The sequence below is a fragment of the Microbacterium sp. genome (genome assembly GCF_032084865.1).
Classification (GTDB): domain Bacteria; phylum Actinomycetota; class Actinomycetes; order Actinomycetales; family Microbacteriaceae; genus Microbacterium.
The window spans coordinates 1-17,799 of record NZ_DAMDLU010000055.1; the positions used below are offsets into that span (position 1 = coordinate 1).

The 17,799-nt window shown below is 68.9% G+C and carries 17 protein-coding genes, 1 tRNA gene and 1 pseudogene; 7 read left to right on the plus strand and 12 right to left on the minus strand.

Annotated elements, in window-relative coordinates; translation table 11 throughout:
- Positions 1 to 229, minus strand: a pseudogene (locus RT309_RS07505) (hypothetical protein); the annotation flags it as partial.
- 159 nt (positions 230 to 388) lie between these two features.
- Between RT309_RS07505 and RT309_RS07510 the strand changes: the two are divergent.
- Both RT309_RS07510 and RT309_RS07515 read left to right on the plus strand, forming a co-directional pair.
- Positions 389 to 2,407, plus strand: coding sequence for a DUF262 domain-containing protein (locus RT309_RS07510; protein ID WP_313356239.1), 2,019 nt, complete (start codon positions 389 to 391; stop codon positions 2,405 to 2,407).
- The gene (locus RT309_RS07515) at positions 2,407 to 3,672 is read left to right on the plus strand and encodes an alpha/beta fold hydrolase (protein WP_313356240.1); all 1,266 of its coding nucleotides are present in this window, start codon (positions 2,407 to 2,409) and stop codon (positions 3,670 to 3,672) included. The genes RT309_RS07510 and RT309_RS07515 overlap by 1 nt, the downstream gene beginning before the upstream one ends.
- A gap of 8 nt (positions 3,673 to 3,680) precedes the next feature.
- Here the strand turns inward: RT309_RS07515 and RT309_RS07520 are convergent, their stop codons facing one another.
- Positions 3,681 to 3,887, minus strand: coding sequence for a hypothetical protein (locus RT309_RS07520; protein WP_313356241.1), 207 nt, complete (start codon positions 3,885 to 3,887; stop codon positions 3,681 to 3,683).
- A 95-nt stretch (positions 3,888 to 3,982) separates the two neighbouring features.
- Between RT309_RS07520 and RT309_RS07525 the strand changes: the two genes are divergently transcribed.
- On the plus strand, positions 3,983 to 4,849 hold the full coding sequence (locus tag RT309_RS07525; protein WP_313356242.1) for a DUF72 domain-containing protein: 867 nt from the start codon (positions 3,983 to 3,985) through the stop codon (positions 4,847 to 4,849).
- Positions 4,850 to 4,854: 5 nt separating this feature from the next.
- Here RT309_RS07525 and RT309_RS07530 read toward each other — a convergent pair whose 3' ends face one another.
- Complete coding sequence (locus tag RT309_RS07530) at positions 4,855 to 5,862, minus strand: YihY/virulence factor BrkB family protein (RefSeq protein WP_313356243.1); 1,008 nt, start codon at positions 5,860 to 5,862, stop codon at positions 4,855 to 4,857.
- A 142-nt stretch (positions 5,863 to 6,004) separates the two neighbouring features.
- On the opposite strand from RT309_RS07530, the gene RT309_RS07535 reads away from it, so the two are divergent.
- Entirely contained in the window at positions 6,005 to 6,241 is a 237-nt protein-coding gene (locus tag RT309_RS07535; RefSeq protein ID WP_313356244.1) for a hypothetical protein, read from the plus strand.
- Here the strand turns inward: RT309_RS07535 and RT309_RS07540 are convergent.
- Positions 6,229 to 7,278 carry an iron-containing redox enzyme family protein gene (locus tag RT309_RS07540; RefSeq protein WP_313356245.1) on the minus strand — a complete coding sequence of 350 codons (1,050 nt, stop codon included), beginning with the start codon at positions 7,276 to 7,278 and terminating at the stop codon, positions 6,229 to 6,231. The two genes, RT309_RS07535 and RT309_RS07540, sit on opposite strands and share 13 nt — an antisense overlap.
- Before the next feature lie 178 nt (positions 7,279 to 7,456).
- Between RT309_RS07540 and RT309_RS07545 the strand changes: the two genes are divergently transcribed.
- Positions 7,457 to 7,663 carry a CDGSH iron-sulfur domain-containing protein gene (locus RT309_RS07545; RefSeq protein WP_313356246.1) on the plus strand — a complete coding sequence of 69 codons (207 nt, stop codon included), beginning with the start codon at positions 7,457 to 7,459 and terminating at the stop codon, positions 7,661 to 7,663.
- A 19-nt stretch (positions 7,664 to 7,682) separates the two neighbouring features.
- On the opposite strand, the gene RT309_RS07550 is transcribed toward RT309_RS07545, so the two are convergent.
- Positions 7,683 to 7,756, minus strand: a tRNA-Ile gene (locus tag RT309_RS07550).
- Between the two features lie 32 nt (positions 7,757 to 7,788).
- Positions 7,789 to 8,325 (minus strand): gamma carbonic anhydrase family protein, encoded by a 537-nt coding sequence (locus tag RT309_RS07555; RefSeq protein WP_313356247.1) that lies wholly within the window; start codon positions 8,323 to 8,325, stop codon positions 7,789 to 7,791.
- Positions 8,326 to 8,465: 140 nt separating this feature from the next.
- Here RT309_RS07555 and RT309_RS07560 point away from each other — a divergent pair, with 140 nt between their 5' ends.
- Positions 8,466 to 8,951 carry a DNA starvation/stationary phase protection protein gene (locus RT309_RS07560; protein ID WP_313356248.1) on the plus strand — a complete coding sequence of 162 codons (486 nt, stop codon included), beginning with the start codon at positions 8,466 to 8,468 and terminating at the stop codon, positions 8,949 to 8,951.
- A 76-nt stretch (positions 8,952 to 9,027) separates the two neighbouring features.
- Here the strand turns inward: RT309_RS07560 and RT309_RS07565 are convergent, their stop codons facing one another.
- The 6 genes from RT309_RS07565 to RT309_RS07590 form a co-directional block, all read right to left on the minus strand.
- Positions 9,028 to 10,515, minus strand: a complete 1,488-nt coding sequence (locus tag RT309_RS07565) for an amidohydrolase family protein (RefSeq protein WP_313356249.1) — start codon at positions 10,513 to 10,515, stop codon at positions 9,028 to 9,030.
- Positions 10,512 to 11,153 (minus strand): FMN-binding negative transcriptional regulator, encoded by a 642-nt coding sequence (locus RT309_RS07570; RefSeq protein WP_313356250.1) that lies wholly within the window; start codon positions 11,151 to 11,153, stop codon positions 10,512 to 10,514. Before RT309_RS07570 ends, RT309_RS07565 begins: the two co-directional genes overlap by 4 nt.
- 35 nt (positions 11,154 to 11,188) lie before the next feature.
- A complete protein-coding gene (locus RT309_RS07575; protein WP_313356251.1) occupies positions 11,189 to 12,670 on the minus strand; it encodes a sodium:alanine symporter family protein in 1,482 nt (493 codons plus the stop codon).
- 89 nt (positions 12,671 to 12,759) lie between these two features.
- A complete protein-coding gene (locus RT309_RS07580) occupies positions 12,760 to 13,758 on the minus strand; it encodes a DNA-formamidopyrimidine glycosylase family protein (RefSeq protein ID WP_313356252.1) in 999 nt (332 codons plus the stop codon).
- Position 13,759: 1 nt separating this feature from the next.
- Positions 13,760 to 14,275, minus strand: coding sequence for a ribose-5-phosphate isomerase (locus RT309_RS07585; RefSeq protein ID WP_313356253.1), 516 nt, complete (start codon positions 14,273 to 14,275; stop codon positions 13,760 to 13,762).
- Positions 14,276 to 14,375: 100 nt separating this feature from the next.
- The gene (locus tag RT309_RS07590; protein WP_313356254.1) at positions 14,376 to 15,560 is read right to left on the minus strand and encodes a ferrochelatase; all 1,185 of its coding nucleotides are present in this window, start codon (positions 15,558 to 15,560) and stop codon (positions 14,376 to 14,378) included.
- A gap of 146 nt (positions 15,561 to 15,706) precedes the next feature.
- Between RT309_RS07590 and pepN the strand changes: the two genes are divergently transcribed.
- Positions 15,707 to 17,799: aminopeptidase N (gene pepN / locus RT309_RS07595; RefSeq protein ID WP_313356255.1), on the plus strand; the 2,093-nt coding region annotated here is incomplete at its 3' end.

Consider the following 17,799-nt stretch of genomic DNA (forward strand, 5'->3'; position numbering starts at 1 on the left):
CGCCGTCCTTGTCGGTGCGCGGCGGCTTGTGGTTCCAGAAGCCGTTGCACTCGATCTCGCCCTTAGCGCTGGCGAGAGGCGAGAAGCGGGTGTCGCCCGAAGACTTCCAGTCGACATACTCGATGTCGAGCCATTCCTTCGGGTCCATCTCCCCGCCGTAGCTGTCGAGGATGACGAATCCCTTGTCTTCGAGGGCTGCGGACTTGATGTATCCCATGATCTGAGTCATGTCCTTTCGTAATGGGCCAGCACGTTTTAACAGGCCCTACTTAGGCAAGCCTACATCGGGGTCCTGAACGCACCCCGGCTCCTCGGCCGGAGAAAATCCCCCCGGACTAGACTCGATGCGGCGGCTCGTCACCCCGCCATCCGGAGGAATCACGCAGTCATGGCAACGGCGACCAATGTCGAAGCACACGCGACGGGAACGATCGAATGGCTCTCCGCTTCGACGACGAACATCGTCGTCCCGGTCTATCAGCGCCAGTACCGGTGGGACATCGGCGGCTGCGAGAAGCTGCTCTCCGACATCCGGGCGGTGGCCGGCGAGGATGACGGTCACCGGCACTTCATCGGGTCGATCCTCTCGGGCCGGGATGCCGCCCCCGACGCCGCGGGAGCGGCGGATGACGACCTGATCCTCATCGACGGCCAGCAGCGGATCACCACGATCATGCTGCTCATCGCCGCTCTGCACCACGCCGTCCGCGACAGCGACCCGCGATTCGCGTCCGAGCTGCAGCGAGTGCTCGTGCGCGCAGACGATCCCGCCCGCACGAAGCTGCGCCCGCACGACGAGTGGGCCGGTCTCTACGAGTCGGTGGTGCTCGACCGACGCGATGACGCGGACCGCGAGTCGCGCTTCGACGACAACTACGCCTTCTTCCGCAGCCAGGTGCACGCCGACGAGGCCCCCGCCATCTGGCGCGGCCTGCAGCGTCTCGAGCACGTGTCGATCACCCTCGGGCCGCAGGCCAGCGCTCAGCAGATCTTCGAGAGTCTGAACTCGACCGGGCGACCGCTGCGGGATCACGAACTGATCCACAACTACATCCTGATGGGCCTCTCGCACGCCGAGCAGCTGCGGATCGAGCGGGAGTTCTGGCTGCCGATCGAGCAGCACACGGGCGAGACGATCGGCGCCTTCTGGCGCCACTACCTCGTGATGACGACCGGGCGCGAGATCGACGCGGCCGGCGAGCACGGCGTCTATGCCGCGTTCCGCCGGTCGTTCCCCCGGCTCGATCTCGAGCACCTCCGCGACGATGCGGCCGTCTGGCGCGAGTACGCCGAGATCTACGGCATCCTGCTCGATCCCTCTCGCGAGTCCGACGCGGCTCTCCGACTGCAGCTGCAGCTGCTGAACACCTTCGGACGCACGTCGTACCCGCTGGTGATGAGCGCCTACGCCGATCACCGCCGTGGCATCATCCCGCGCGAGCAGCTCATCGACGTGCTGGAGTGGGTGCAGGCGCTGTTCCTGCGCCGCGCGATCGTCGGGCTCCCGGCCGACCGTCTCATCGCCCGGCTGTGCCGCGCCCGCGGCGAGGGTCACGACGCCCTGATGCGCGCCATCGGCCGCATCACGCCGTCGGACGAGCGGGTCAGCGCGGTGCTGAAGTACGGCGAGCTCCCCCACCCCGCGTACGTGCTCGGTCGGATCGAGGGCGTCGACGACCTGTCCGACTACGACGTGGAGACCATCGTCCCCCCTGTTCCCGCCACGACCTGGAGCGGCGACGGCACCCGTTCGTGGAACGAGTACAGCGAAGACGAGCAGAACGCGCACCGTGCGCTGACTCCGACGCTCGGCAACCTCACCCTGCTCGAGGACTCGCTCACCCTGCGGGTCTTCGGAGCATCGTTCCCCGAGAAGCGCGATCTCGCCTATGCCCGCAGCGCCGTCTCGGCCACGAGGGAGCTGGCGCAGATCCCGGCATGGAACACGGCGGCCATAGCCGCCCGCACGGTGCGGCTGACCGCGGAGCTGCTGCGGATCTGGCCCCGGCCGGATGTGGGCGAGATCGACGACGACGGACTCACGCCCGTGCTCGATGCGGTGCGCCGGCGCGGCTGGCCCGCCGGATGGGATCGCGAGTTCGACTACTGCGAGTACCGCGGTGAGCACTGGGAGATCAAGGACGTCCGCGCGCTGTTCAACCGCATCTTCCGTCGCGCGTGGACCGATGACCGTCTCGCCGCGCTCTCGTACAGCGAGAAGCACGGCGGCCCGCTGTACGGCGAGATGGCCTGGAAGGGCCAGTGGGATGAGTTCGACGAATCGCACTTCCTCTACATGGGCTGGGATTCGCATTACATGATGACGGCCCTGCAGGGCGTTCTGGAGGAGTCCGGCATCGCCGCCGAGGTGTTCGTGAAGTACTCGTACATAGGGAACGTGATGTGATGACCACGTCCACCACAGCCAAGACCACTGTCCGGCGCATGCAGGACCTCACCGTCGAAGAGCACACGCTCACCCTGCCCCTGGTGTGGGGCGATGCCGCTGACACGCGCACGATCGACGTCTTCGCAGCCGTCGTCAGCCGTGACGGCGGCGAGGATCTGCCCTATCTGGTGTTCCTGCAGGGCGGGCCGGGCCACGAGGCACCCCGGCCGTTCCACTCCCCGTCCGCTCCGTCGTGGCTGGATGCCGCTCTCGCCGAGCACCGCGTCGTGCTGCTCGATCAGCGCGGCACGGGGCGCTCGACGCCGGTCGGAGACGGGGATCTGGCACGCGGCGCCGAGGCGGTCGCCGAGCATCTCACGCATCTGCGGGCGGATGCCATCGTGCGCGACTGCGAGGCGTTCCGCGAGCATCTCGGCGCGGAGCGCTGGAATGTGCTCGGGCAGTCGTTCGGTGGGTTCACGACCCTCGCCTACCTGTCTACCGATGCGTCATCGCTCGAGCGGGTGTACATCACGGGCGGTCTGAGCACGCTCGACCGCTCCCCCGACGAGGTGTACGCGCTCTGCTACGACAAGATGCGCGACGCCTCCGAGCGCTACTACCGGCGCTTTCCCGAGCATCGCGACCGGATGCGCCGGCTCGCCGACCTCGCGCTCGCGGGCGATCTCACTCTGCCCGACGGCGAGGTGGTCTCGCTGTCGAGGCTGCGCTCGGCAGGCTCCGCTCTGGGCACGAATGACGGCTGGCAGGCGCTCTGGTCACTGCTCGAGCTGGATCCCGCCTCGAACGCCTTCCGCCACGACCTGGCCGCGGCGATGCCGTACGGCGGGCGCAACCCGCTCTACTTCGTGTTCCACGAGTCGAGCTACGCGTCGGGCCACACCACGCGCTGGTCGGCGGAGCGCATGGAGCCGGCGGACTTCGCCGCCGATCCGACGCTCTTCACCGGCGAGCACATCCGCCGCGGCTGGGCGGAGACGGTTCCGGCGTTGCGCCCGTGGCGCGACGTCGCGGTCGCGCTGGCGGAGCACGAGTGGCCGCGGATCTACGACGCGGGCGCGGTGCAGGCCTCCGGAGCCGTCGGCGCCGCCGCCGTCTACGTCAACGACGTGTACGTGCCGTACGAGTTCTCAATGGAGACCGCCCGGCTGCTGCCCGGGGTGCGCACCTGGGTGACCAGCGAGCACGAGCACAACGGCCTGCGCGCCGGCGACGTGCTTCCCCGCCTGATCGATCTCGCGCACGACCGCCGCGTGCGCTGAGCGGGCGGTCAGATCGTCTCGCCGCGCTCGTCGTCGTCGACGGGGACGTCGACGCTCTGATCGATCACGTCCGCCGGGTCGGCGCCGACTCCGTCGGGCAGGGGCCGGGTCGTGGTGCGCTCGGGATCGTGCGGCTCCTCAACAGCGTCGCGACGCTGCTCCAGGGCATCCGCCTCGGGGATCTCGGTGCTCTGATCGTCGTGATGACCGCTCATCTCGTCCTCCTCCGCGATGATTCCCAGCGTGACCGCAGTCCCGTTCCGCGTCAAGGCCGTCGCGCCGATCCATGCGCGCGCCTATGGTCATCGGGATGACGCCGCCCGATCGCTCCGCCTCCCCGTCGTCGCGCATCCGCGTCGGGACATCCGGGTGGCGCTACGGCTCGTGGCGCGGTGACTTCTATCCGGACGGCCTGGTGCAGCGTGCTGAGCTGGCGTACATCGGCGAGCACTTCTCGACCGTAGAGCTCAACGGCTCGTTCTACTCGCTGCAGCGCCCGAAGAGCTACCTGCGCTGGCGCGACGCAGTGCCCGATCACTTCACCTTCGCGGTCAAGGGGTCTCGATACATCTCGCACATGCTGCGCCTGCGTGACACCACCACCGCGCTGGCGAACTTCTTCGCGTCGGGTGTGCTCGCGCTCGGCCCGACTCTCGGACCGATCCTCTGGCAGCTGCCGGAGCGGCAGGAGTTCGACCCTGATGTCCTCGACGCCTTCCTCGCCGGCCTGCCGCGCAGCACAGCCGAGGCGAAAGCCCTCGGCTCGCGGCATGACGCACGGATGCGCGACCGCACATGGCTTGAGGATGTCGCGGATCGTCCGCTGCGCTACGCGCTCGAGCCGCGCTCGGCCACCTTCGACGATCCGCGCCTGGCGGAGATCCTGAACCGGCACGGCGTCGCTCTCACCGTTGCAGACACGGCCGGCAGATGGCCCCGATTCGAGCCCGGCGACACGGACCTCGTCTACGTGCGGCTGCACGGCGCGTCTGAGCTGTACGCGAGCGGGTACACCGCTCAGGAACTTCAGGACTGGGCGGAGCGGTGCGCCCGCTGGGCGTCGCACGGCGCCGGCCGCGACGTCTTCGTCTACTTCGACAACGACGCCCGCGGTCATGCGCCACACGACGCGCTCGCCCTCGCGCGCCTGGTCGGCGACGATCCGGGCGACCGCTGACCGGATCAGCGGCGCGAGCGACGCAGCCGGCGTGCGAGCCGCTCGTCTGCCACGTCGTTCTCGGCGGTCTTCTCGAGGCGCGTCGTGTCGCGCAGCGGCACCTGCAGGTCGCGCTCGGCAGGCACGCCACGCCGCAGCTCGCGTACGCGCTCGAGTTCGGCGTCGAACAGCGCACCGACGAGCAGGGCGATGTTGCCGATCCACAGCCACAGCAGGAAGATCACGACTCCTGCGAACGATCCGTAGATCCGGTCGTAGTCGGCGAGGTTGCTGACGTAGAACCCGAAGCCGACGGATGCCGCCGCGAAGGCGGCGATGGCGACCAGCGCCCCGACACTCATCAGGCGGAAGCGCGGGTGGTCGACGTTCGGCGCGAAGTAGTACAGGATCGCCACGATCAGGCAGACGACCAGGGCGACGGCGGGCCAGCGGGCGATGCGCCAGACCGTCAGCGCGACCTCGCCCGCGCCCAGCGATCGTCCGAGCGCCTGCGCCAGAGGCCAGCTGAGAGCCGCCAGGGCGCAGGCGATCGTGACGAGCACGAACACGGCCAGCGTGACGAGCAGATGCGCCGGTTTCGCCTTCCAGAACATCCGTCCCTCGGGCACGCCGTAGATGCGGTTCATCGCGCGGCCGAGTGCGGTGACGTACCGGGCGACCGACCACAGCGCGAACACGAGCGCCAGCACGATCACCCAGCCGGCTCCGGCCGTCGATGCGAGCTGCTCCAGGGGTTGCCGCAGCGCCTGCACGATGTCTTCCGGAGCGACCTCACGCAGCAGGTCGAGCACGGCATCGGTCGCACCGCGCTTCTCACCGAACACGCCGATGACCGAGAACGCCGCGATCAGGGCGGGGAACATCGCGAGGATCGCGTAGAACGTCAGCCCGGCCGCCGCATCCGGACAGTAGGTGCGGAAGAACCCTCGCGCGACACGACGCACGATGAGCGCCGTCGCCTCCCGATGCTCACCGTCGTGGTGCACATCGGAGTCCCGCGCATCTGTGGCCATGGGATCAGGATGCCGCATCCGGGCGGATGGAGCACCGGCCTTGCATCCGGCCCGAGCGCGATGCTACCTCGGCCCGCCCGCCGGTCAACCCCGTTGCCCGCTCGTCTCGCCTCGGCCACCGTGGAAGCGGAAAGGAGCTGAGATGTCGAACATCCACGAGCAGCCCGATGAGGAACCCACGACGGAGGAGCTCGACGAGCCGAGCACCGAGAAGGAGCCGGGCGAGGAGCCCAAGGTCGAGCATCCGGACGACCCCGAGCCCGACCACGAAGCGGTGGGCATCGGCGTCATCGGCGGTCCGCAGAGCGACACCGCCGATCCGGGTGGCACCGCCGATCAGGGATCCGCGCCGGCGCCCGAGGACGATCAGGCCGGCTGACGCTCGATGCGCAGAGAGCTGCGGCCCGCCTCCCATGCGTGCAGGATGTGCTCCGCCGCCCATCCGTCGACGGTGAGGCAGGCCGCGGCTCCGAAGATGATGTCGTCGAGAAGCTCAGGTGAGTCCTCGGCCAGCGAGCCGGCCAGGTCGCGCGCCGCGATCTGCTCGTGCACCGCATCGGCTTCGACGTGCTCGTCGTAGTACGCCGCGACGTCGTCACCGAACCCGATCCGCCTCAGTCCTTCGGCGATCGCTCGACTCGGCAGCGACGAGGTCATCTCGAAGGCAGCCAGGTGACCCACCACGGCGCCCCGCAGCCGGCGGTTCAGAGCGAACATCGTCATCAGGTTGAATGAGGCGAAGGTGATCGCCGGCACGGCGTCGACGTACGCGCCGTAGGTGTCATCGAGGCCGGCGCCGCGCATCGCGTCGGCGAACATCACCTGGTGCATGCGTTCCACCCGTCCGCCTCCGTACTCGTCGGCCTGGATCTCGATCAGGGCCGCCTTGGCCCGGCCAGTGAGTCGGGGGATCGCCCACGAATGCGCATCCGCCTCGCGGAGCGTGTAGATGCTGCGGTGCATGAGCAGCTCGCGCGCCTGCTCGATGTCGGCCTTGCGGCTGACGAAGTGCGACAGACTCGGCCCGGGCTGCGGAGCCGCCAGGGCGAACAGTGCCGCAGCGACGGCCTCGCGGGTGGGCTCCGGCGGCTCGGGCAGCGGCACCGCGGCGCGCACGGCGTCTTCGAATGCGCGCTCGAGAGCTGCGCGCGCGGTGAGCAGCGAGACGTCCCACTCCCAGTGCGCGCCGAACTGCGGCAGCGACCCGTATGCCAGGGAGTACAGCAGGAACAGCGAGAGCTGCACGTCGTCATCGGTGATCGGGTCCTCGACGAGAACCGCATCCCGGGCCAGCTGCGGCAGGCTTTCCGCCTGGTCGGAGGCCTGCTCCGCGAGCACCCCGAGCAGGGCGGCGCTGAGCGGGCCACGCGGCGTGATGGCGACGGCCGTCGCATCGGAGGAGAGGCTGAGTGTCATGGGGCTCCTTCGTCAGGCGAGGATTCGACCGGATCCTCGGTGCGCGAGACACAACCCTAGGTCGGTGCGGACGCGCGATCACAGGCCTTGACACGGCATGCCGCCGACAGTCAAGTCCCTGCCGGCCGCAGCGTCCCGGCGGAAGACTCGGGTCTCACCGCGATGAGGAGAGCACCACATGACCGCGAGGACCGACGCGCCGACGATCATTGCATGCACCGATGGCCCGCTGCTCGTGCGGGGAGACGTCGATCTGCAGTCGGCCGCGGGTAGACCGATCGAACGCCACCGTCGCACGATCGCGCTGTGCCGGTGCGGGCTGTCGTCGATCAAGCCGTTCTGCGACGGTGCGCACAAGACGTCCGGATTCCGCACCGATGACTGAGCGAGTGACGGCACAGGAGTGGGGCGGGTCGGACTTGAACCGACGATCGTTGGGTTATGAGCCCACTGCCTTAACCAGCTTGGCCACCGCCCCGTAGACGACCAGCCTACCCTCCGAGCCGTCGGCTACCGCGTCTGCGCGGCCGCATGCGTGCGGGTGTGGTCGAGGTAGATCTCGGCGTTCGCGATGAGGCCGCGACGCTCGTCGTCGGTGAGCGGCCTGCGCACTCTCGCGGGCACGCCCGCCACGAGCGACCCCTCCGGCACCTGCGTTCCGCCCAGCACGACAGCGCCGCCGGCGATCAGGCATCCGGCGCCGATCACCGCGCCGCTGAGCACGACGGCTCCCATGCCGACGAGCGAGCCGTCGCCGATCGTGCACCCGTGCACGACGGCGTTGTGACCGATCGACACGTCGACGCCGATGACGACGGGATGCTCGCGGTCGACGTGCACCGAGGCGTTGTCCTGCACATTGCTGCATGCGCCCACGGTGATGGATGCCGAATCCGCGCGCAGCACCGCGTTGTACCAGACGCTCGCGGCATCACCCAGAGTGACATCGCCGACGATGCGCGCCCCGTCTGCAACGAAGGCCCCGGCGGCGATGCGGGGAACCTGCGTTCCGAGGGCGATGACGGAGGCGTTCCCGGCGATGCTCATGAAGGTGAGACTACCCTCACTTCCGCGTGATTTCGCGGAAGTGAGGGTCGGTAAGCGTTGCCTAGGCTTGCTTGCGGAATGGTTCGCGCTGAGTACCGTTGTACTCAGTAGACGTGCAAGCAGATACCTCGGAGGTTCATATGAGCAAGGCCCAGATCGTTCCCAGCATCGCTGTCGACCCGACCGTCGCCGCTGCCGCCGCACAGTTCCTCTCCCCCGTGGTGCACGGCCTGCAGGCCCTCACCGTCAACGGCAAGCAGGCTCACTGGCACGTCCGCGGGGCGAATTTCGTCGGCGTCCACGAGCTGCTCGACACGATCGTGGCGCACGCCGGAGACTTCGCCGACACGGCCGCGGAGCGCATCGTCGCCCTCGGCCTGCCCATCGACGCCCGGGTGCAGACCGTGGCCGAGAGAGCCGGCAGCACCGCCGTGCCGGCGGGCTTCGAGCAGTCGGATGAGCTCATCCGGGCCGTGATCGGCGACATCGACGCCATCCTCGTCGACGTCAAGGCCGCCGTCGACGGTCTCGACGAGGTCGATCTCACCAGCCAGGACGTGGCGATCGAGATCCAGCGCGGTCTCGAGAAGGACCGCTGGTTCCTCATCTCGCACATCGCGGCCTGACCTTTCGACAGGCACAGGGCACCGCCTGGACGCCCGACTCCCGACAATCGGGGGTCGGGCGTTCCGTCTTCCTCCATCAGGCCAGGTGAGTGAGACGCCCGCCGAGCAGTGTGGCGGTCACCGGCATCCGACGCAGTTCCTCGCGGCCCGCGGTGAGCGGGTCGCCGGCGCAGAGCACCAGGTCGGCGATGCCGCCGATCTCGAGCTCCGTCTCGCCGTGATGACTGCTGGCACGCAGCGCCGCCGCGATCGACACGCGCTCCTCGGGGTGCCACGGGTCGCGCTGGTCGCCGGTGCGGTGCACAGCCGCGGCGATCGTCAACCAGGGATCCAGCGGTGCCACAGGGGCATCCGACCCGAATCGGACAGGGACGCCTGCGGCCAGCAGGGACGCCACGGGATGACTGATCGCCTGCTGATGCTGCCACAGCGTGCCCACCAGGTCGCGGTCGTCGACCGCGTGCTCGGGCTGTACGCTCGCGACGACGCCCAGCCGCGCGAAGCGGGCGAGATCCGCATGCCGCACGAGCTGGGCGTGCTCGATCGTGCCTCGCGCCTGGGTGTAGGTGAAAGCGTCCAGAGCCGACGCCACCGCGCGGTCCCCGATGGCGTGCACCGCCACGTCGAGCCCCGCACCCGTCGCGACCGTGAGATACCCGCGCACGGCGTCCGGGTCGATCGTGAACGTCCCGAAGTTGCTCGGATCGTCTCCGTAAGCGTGCGAGCAGGCAGCGGTGCGCGTGCCGAGCGACCCGTCGGTGATGAGCTTGAGCGCACCCACGCGCACCAGCCCGTCTGTTCCCGCCAGCAGCTCTCCGGTGCGCAGTCCGTCGGCGACCGCCCGCTCGAGGTTCGCCGCGTAGAAGGCGAACTCGACCCGGTGCGCGTCGAATCCGGCATCCGACCTGCGCTGCCATGCAGCAGCGTTCCATGCCATGTCGAAGTCGACGATCCCCGTGATGCCGCGGGCGGCCGCCCGCTCCGCGGCGCGCAGCACGGCAGCATCCGCCATCGCGTCATCGGCGGTGTTCAGCCGCCGCGAGATCTCGAACGCGTCCTCTTCGCGCAGCATCCCGTCCGCGGTCGGCGCGAGGCCCTCGCGGCGGAAGGCGGCGGAGTTCAGCCAGACGCTGTGCACGTCCATGTTGACGGCGTACGCGGCCCGGTCGCCGCACGCCGCGTCGAGGGCCTCCAGCGACGGCTGGTCTGGCCACAGCGCGTCGCGCATGCCCGCGCCGATCACACGCTCATCGGCCAGCGGCACCGCGGATGCCATCATGCGAGCCGCCTCGGCGGCACTGCGCGCCTCCCCGAGCTGCACCCGTTCGGCGTCCAGTGCCCACTGCACCGTGTGCACGTGGTGGTCCCAGAGCCCCGGGATCACCCGGCCGCCCTCGCCGTCGAGCACGACCCCGCGGGCGGGAAGCGCCCCCGTCGGGGCGATGTCGGCGATGCGGCCGCGCTCGATGAGCAGATCGACCGGATCGTCGCCGAACGGCACGCCGGCGGGTCCGGTGAGACGGACGGCGCGGATGACGTCGACGTGCTCGCCGGCCGCGGTCATGACTGGCGCTCCCTGCGCACCTCGTGCGCGCGGCGCATCTCGGCCGCAAGCTCGGCGTTCGCGTACGCGCCACTGCCCTCCAGCGCGACCAGAATCTCGTCCACCGTCTCGAGCGGCTTGTTCTGGCTGAGCTTGCGCTTCGCGCCGACCTTCGTCGGGGTCAGCCGAAAGCCGACGGTGCCCACTGCCAGGCGCTGCACGAACGCCTCGTCGTTGGGCAGCGTCCACATGCCCCGCGGATTCGGCATCCGATTCTCGAAGACATCGACCATCCGCTCCAGCACCCGCAGATTCTCGGCATCGGAGAGGATCTCGGGCACACCGGTCAGATGCACCGAGACGAAGTTCCAGGTCGGGACCGAGGCGACGTCGCCGTACCATCCCGGTGAGATGTAGCCGTGCGGCCCCTGGAACGAGATGAGCAGCTCACGGTCGCCGAGCCCGTGGATGAGGTCATCGGGGCGCCCGACATGGCCGACGACGGTGAGGTCGTCACGGGTGTCGTCCAGCAGCACCACGTAGTGCGACGCGACCAGGCCGTCGTCCGCGGCGCTGACGATCGTCGCCCACGGATGGCGTTCGACGACCCGACGCAGTTCGGCCGGGTCGGTCATGGCGAAGCTGGGGTTCTGGCGCACCCTGCAAGCCTATGACCGACCGGCCGAACGACATCTCACACCGGAGTCTTGGCCACCGGGATCGACTGGGTCTTCCAGTCCTCGAACGCCTTATCACCGGCCATGAACGCGTTGACCTCTTCGGGTGTCGCGGTGAGCTTCGGGTCGTTGTCGAGGTACTTCTTCGTCTCGCGCGCCACGAGGCCCGAGAGCAGCAGCAGACCGATGAGGTTCGGCAGCGCCATGAGGCCGTTCATCACGTCCGAGAAGGCCCACACCACGCCGAGCTGCACGGTGCATCCGATGAAGACCACCAGCGAGAAGATCACGCGGAACGGCATCACCGCCCGGCGCCCGATGAGACGCTCGATGCTGCGCTCGCCGTAGTACGACCAGCCGAGGATCGTGGAGCCGGCGAACAGCACGAGACCGATCGTGACGATGTAGTGGCCCCACTCGCCGGGCAGTCCGTGCGAGAAGGCCTCGCCGGTCATCACAGCGGGGTCGAACTGCTTGCCCGTCGCAGGGTCTGTCATGTTCCACACCCCGGTGGTGATGATCACGAGGCCGGTGCAGGTGACGACGATGATCGTGTCGATGAACGTCTGCGTCATCGACACGAGCCCCTGACGAACGGGGTGACTGGTCTTGGCCGCGGCGGCCGCGATGGCGGCCGAGCCCATGCCCGACTCGTTCGAGAAGATGCCGCGTGCGACGCCGTACTGCACGGCGATGATGATCGCCGAACCCGCGAATCCGCCGACGGCGCTCGTGCCGGTGAACGCGTCGGTGAAGATCTGCGCGAAGGCCGCCGGCACGCCGCCGATGTTGGCGATGAGGATGTAGACGGCGCCCAGCACGTAGAAGATGATCATCACCGGCACGAGACCGGCGGTGACGCGTCCGATCGACTTGATCCCGCCGACGAGAACCAGCAGGGCGAACACGGTGAGCAGGATGCCGGTGACCCAGGTGGGCACGTTGAAGCTGTTCTCGAGGTTGGCCGAGATCGAGTTGCCCTGGGTCATGTTGCCGATGCCGAAGCAGGCGATGACCGCGGCGACGGCGAAGAAGATCGCGAGGAACTTGCCGAACCGGTTCGGGATGCCGCGCTCGAGGTAGTACTGCGGTCCGCCGTTCTTCTCGCCGGCGGAGTCGGTGGTGCGGAAGCGCACGCCGAGGAACGCCTCGGAGTACTTCGACGCCATGCCGAGCAGGCCGGTCACCCACATCCAGAACAGCGCGCCGGGGCCGCCGATGCCGATGGCGGTGGCGACGCCGACGATGTTGCCGGTGCCCACCGTGGCGGCGAGAGCCGTGGTCAGCGCTTGGAACTGCGAGATGTCACCGTCGGAACCGGGGTCCTTGCGGGTGAACAGGCCGAGGCGCAGCGCTGCGCCGAGGCGGATGAACTGCAGTCCGCCCAGGCGGATGGTGAGGTAGAGGCCGGTGCCCAGCAGCAGCGGGATGAGGAGCCACGGCCCCCAGATCCATGAGCTGATGTTCTCGAGCACGCCTTGCAGCGCGGAAAGGTCCATGAGGTCTCCTGTCGTGCGACGTTGCGAACGGACTCAGCCATCCTATTCACAGCGCGCACTCAGGTTCGGTCATCGCGCGCGGGTCGCGATCATCGCTGGCAGGACGGGCACCAGTACAGCTTGCGGGCGCCGATCTCCTCCAGGGCGATCTCCGTGCCGCACACCCGGCACGGCAGTCCCGCGCGGTGGTAGACCCAGTGGCGGTCGTCGCGACTGGCCATGGCCGCGCGGTACGCGTCGTCGGTGAGGCCGTCCATGGTCATCATCTGGCCGGTCTCGACGCCGATCGAGAGCAGCCGCACCCAGTCGTGCCACAGGGCGCGCACGACCTCCTCGGGCACGTCGCGACCGGGGGTGTGCGGTTCGAGCCGAGCCCGGAAGAGCATCTCGGCGCGGTAGACGTTGCCGATGCCGCTGACCACCGACTGGTCCATCAGCAGCAGCGCGATCGGGGTGGGCTTGCGGCGCACGGTCCGCACGAAGCGCTCCTCACCCTCGGCGGGGTCGCCGACCAGCGGATCGGGGCCGAGCTTCGCGACCGTGGCGAGCATCTCGTCGGGGGTCTGCAGCGCGCACGCCGTCGGCCCGCGCAGATCAGCGCAGGTGGTCTCGTTCAGCAGCCGGAGCCGCACCTGTCCGACCACCGGCGGGGGCCATTCGTCGCCTTCGTCGGCGAGCCCGCGGGTCTGCTCCGACATCCGCACGTGCACCCGCGACCTGCGCGGAGCGCCGATCGAGGTCAGTGAGTTCTCGCCGGCGTCGTCGTAGATCGCCTCATCGATGTCGGTGCCGCGCTGATTGGTCTGCCCCATGCGTCCGTTCGCGGATGCGATGGTCGGGTCCGCCACGATCTCGCCGGCGAAGTCCCATGCGCCGTACAGACCGAGGTGCACGCGCAGCCAGACGGCATCCTCGAACTCGAGGAACATCTGCTTGCCGACCGCCATCGCCTGCACCATCTCACGGCCGTCGAGCACCGCGGCCCCCTCGGCGAAGCGCCCCTGCGGGCTCGACGCTGCGACGGGCCGACCGGTGAAGTTGCGCGCGAACTGCCGGGCGATGCGGTGGACGGAATGCCCCTCGGGCATGTCAGGCCCGCCCGTCGGCGGAGCCGACACCCTCCTGACGCGGGTCGGGAAGCAGCGACCCGTCGTTCTCGAAGTCGGCGATCTGACCGATGCGCCGCACGTGACGCTCGTCCCCCGAGAACGGCGTCGCGATGAAACGGTCGATGAACGAGCTGACCTCGTCGAAGCTGTGCTGGCGAGCGCCGATCGAGATCACGTTCGCGTCGTTGTGCTCGCGCGCGAGCTCGGCTGTCGAGAGGTTCCACACCAGGGCTGCACGGATCCCTGCGACCTTGTTCGCGGCGATCTGCTCCCCGTTGCCCGATCCGCCGAACACGACGCCGAGCGCCTCGACGCCGGCGTGCTGATCGGCGACCACGGCCTGCGCCGCGCGGATGCAGAACGCGGGGTAGTCGTCGAGCGCGTCGTACTCCACGGGGCCATGATCGATGACCTCGTGTCCGGCGTCGCGCAGGTGCTGCTGCAGGCGGGTCGAGAAGTCGAGTCCAGCGTGATCGGTGGCGATGTGGATGCGCATGAGGGAATCCTATTTCGACGTGAAGGGCACCTGGCAAGGGGGCCACGCGCCCCGGAGGCTCAACACAGCGCGAAGCGATGTCTCGAGTGGGGCGCGGGGATCAGGGGGCGATGCCCGCTGCCGCGGGCTTGAAGCCGGCGCGGATGTTCTCGCAGCATCCGGGACGGCACACGTCGAACCACGGTCCGAGGTCGGTCACGTGGGCTCGGTCGGCGGCGGGCCGGCCCTCCAGTCGCTCCTGCACGAGATCGACGATGCCCGCGACGAAGGCCGGTGAGACACCGGGGGTGGGCGTGCGCGCGAAGGCGAGCCCCGCGTCCTCCGCAGCCTCCTTCGCCTCGGTGTCGAGATCCCAGAGAACCTCCATGTGGTCGCTCATGAAGCCGACCGGGACGACGATCACGGCACGTCGTCCGCGCTCGGGCAGCTCGCCGATGACGTCGCAGACGTCGGGTTCGAGCCACAGCTGCGACGCGGGGCCTGAACGGGACTGGTACACGAGCTCCCACGGCACGTCTGCGGCGGCGGGTGTCAGTTCGGCGACCCGCGCCATCACCCACGCACTGACCGCCTCATGCTGCACGGCGTACGCGCCGCCCTCGCCCCAGTCGATGTCGCGAGGGCCCGAGCGCACGGCGTCGTCCATCGGGATGCTGTGGGTGGAGAACAGCACCTGGATCTGATCGGCCGCGAACCCCTCCTCGAGGCGCTGTCGCACGGCGTCGTGCACTCCCTCGACGAACGCCTGCACGAAGCCGGGGTGATCGAAGAACGGACGGATCTTGTCGATGGTGACGAGGCCGTCGTACTCGGTGCCGTCGAGGACGCGCGCGAAGTCCTCGCGGTACTGCCGGCAGCTCGAGAACGAGCTGTACGCGCTGGTCGCGAACGCCAGCAGGGTGGTGTGCTCGTCCGAGACGGCCTCGGCCACGGCATCCTCGAGGTACGGCGCCCAGTTGCGGTTGCCCCAGTACACGGGCAGCTCGATCGATCGCGCCGCGAGCTCGGCCTCGAGCGCCGCCTTCAGCGCGCGGTTCTGCGCATTGATCGGGCTGACGCCGCCGAAGTGACGGTAGTGGTGCGAGACGTCCTCGAGCCGTTCATCCGGGATGCCGCGCCCGCGGGTCACATTGCGCAGGAACGGGATGACGTCGTCCTGGCCCTCGGGACCGCCGAAACCGGCGAGCAGGATGCCGTCGTAGGCGACGGGGACCTCGACGTGTGCGGAGCCGGTCGATGCGGCCGGCGAGGCGTGCGGGACGACGATCTTCTCTGAGGAGCTCACGCGCTACATCCTGTCACCGACTGTCTATGAGCCAGCATCGAGGTCTGCACCTGCGTGCGGGGCTGGCGTAGGCTGTCATGGTTGCCGTCGGCGCCAGCAGCGTCGACGCACCACGACGTCCCCTCCACCAATGGGAGAAATCAGCTGTGCCTGGAGAAAACCTCACACGTATCGAAGCGCAGGAGCGCCGTGCCGTCATCGACACGCAGTCGTACGAGATCTCGCTCGACCTGACCAAGGGTGCGGAGGTGTTCGGCTCGCGCAGTGTGGTCCGCTTCACCGCGACGCCCGGCGCGTCCACCTTCATCGACCTCATCGCGCGCGATGTCCGGGAGATCACGCTCAACGGCGAGCAGGTCGATCCGAGCACCGCTTTCGACGACTCGCGCATCGCGCTCGACGACCTGCAGGCCGAGAACGTCCTCATCGTCGATGCGGACTGCCTCTACACCAACACCGGCGAGGGGCTGCACAGGTTCGTCGACCCCGTCGACGGCGAGGTCTACCTCTACTCGCAGTTCGAGGTGCCGGACTCCCGCCGCGTGTTCGCCGTGTTCGAGCAGCCCGACCTCAAGGCGACGTTCCAGTTCACCGTGACCGCGCCCTCGGCGTGGAAGGTCGTCTCCAACTCCCCCACCCCCGAGCCGATCGTGCACGACGCGTCGTCCGGCTCCGAGGGCGTGGCGACCTGGGGCTTCTCCCCCACCCCGCGCATCTCGTCGTACATCACCGCGCTCGTCGCGGGCCCTTACGAGGCCACCTTCTCCGAGCTGACCAGCTCGTCGGGCCGGGTCATCCCGCTCGGCGTCTACGGCCGCAGGAGCCTGTGGCAGCACCTCGACGCGGACTACATCTTCGACAAGACCCGCCAGGGCTTCGAGTACTTCGAGGCGAAGTTCGGCGTGCCCTACCCGTTCGAGAAGTACGACCAGCTGTTCGTGCCCGAGTTCAATGCGGGCGCCATGGAGAACGCCGGAGCGGTGACCTTCACCGAGACGTACGTGTTCCGCAGCAAGGTGACCGACGCCGTCAAGGAGCGCCGCGTCGTCACGATCCTGCACGAGCTCGCGCATATGTGGTTCGGCGATCTCGTCACCATGAAGTGGTGGAACGACCTGTGGCTGAACGAGTCGTTCGCCGAGTGGGCATCCACGATCGCCACCGCCGAGGCAACCGAGTGGAAGGCCGCCTGGACGACTTTCAACGCGATGGAGAAGACCTGGGCGTACCGCCAGGATCAGCTGCCCTCGACGCATCCGATCGTCGCCGAGATCAACGACCTCGAAGACGTGATGGTGAACTTCGACGGCATCACGTACGCCAAGGGCGGCTCGGTGCTCAAGCAGCTGACCGCCTGGGTCGGCATCGACGCGTTCTTCGCCGGTGTCGGCCAGTATTTCCAGAAGCACGCCTGGGGCAACACCGAGCTGAGCGACCTGCTCACCGAGCTCGAGGCCACCAGTGGTCGCGACCTGACCACCTGGGCGAAGAAGTGGCTCGAGACGGCGGGCGTCAACACGCTGGCACCGGTCATCGTCGACGACGCCGCGGGGGTCATCACCCGCTTCGCGGTGACGCAGACGGCTCCGGCCGACTACCCGACGATCCGCCCGCACCGCCTGGGCATCGGGTTCTACGATCTCAGCGAGTCGGCCGGTCGGTCCGAGCTCGTGCGCACGCACTACGTCGAGGTCGACGTCGATGGCGACCGCACCGAGATACCGGAGCTGCAGGGCCTCGAGCGTCCCGACATGGTGCTGCTCAACGACAACGACCTCGCGTACGCGAAGATCCGCCTCGACGAGCGCTCGCTGGAGACGGCCATCGCGCACCTGTCCGACATCTCCGACCCCCTCGCGCGCTCGCTCGTGTGGGGTGCGGCGTGGGACCAGACCCGGGATGCCGAGACCGCCGCCTCCGACTACATCGACCTCGTGCTCGGCAACATCGGCCACGAGACCGAATCGACGACGGTGCGCACGACGCTCGCGCAGCTGCAGCTCGCGGCGAACATCTACGTCGCCCCCGAATCGCGCGCTGCCGCCCGCGAGCGGATCGCCGACGGCCTGTGGACACTCGCGCAGCACGCCGAGGCCGGCAGCGACAGCCAGCTGCAGCTCGTGACCGCGTTCGCCAACTCGATCGCCACGCCCGAGCAGGCCGGCATCGTCGGCCGGCTGCGGGCGGGCGAGGAGACCCTTCCCGGCCTCGACATCGACGCCGACCTGACGTGGCTGCT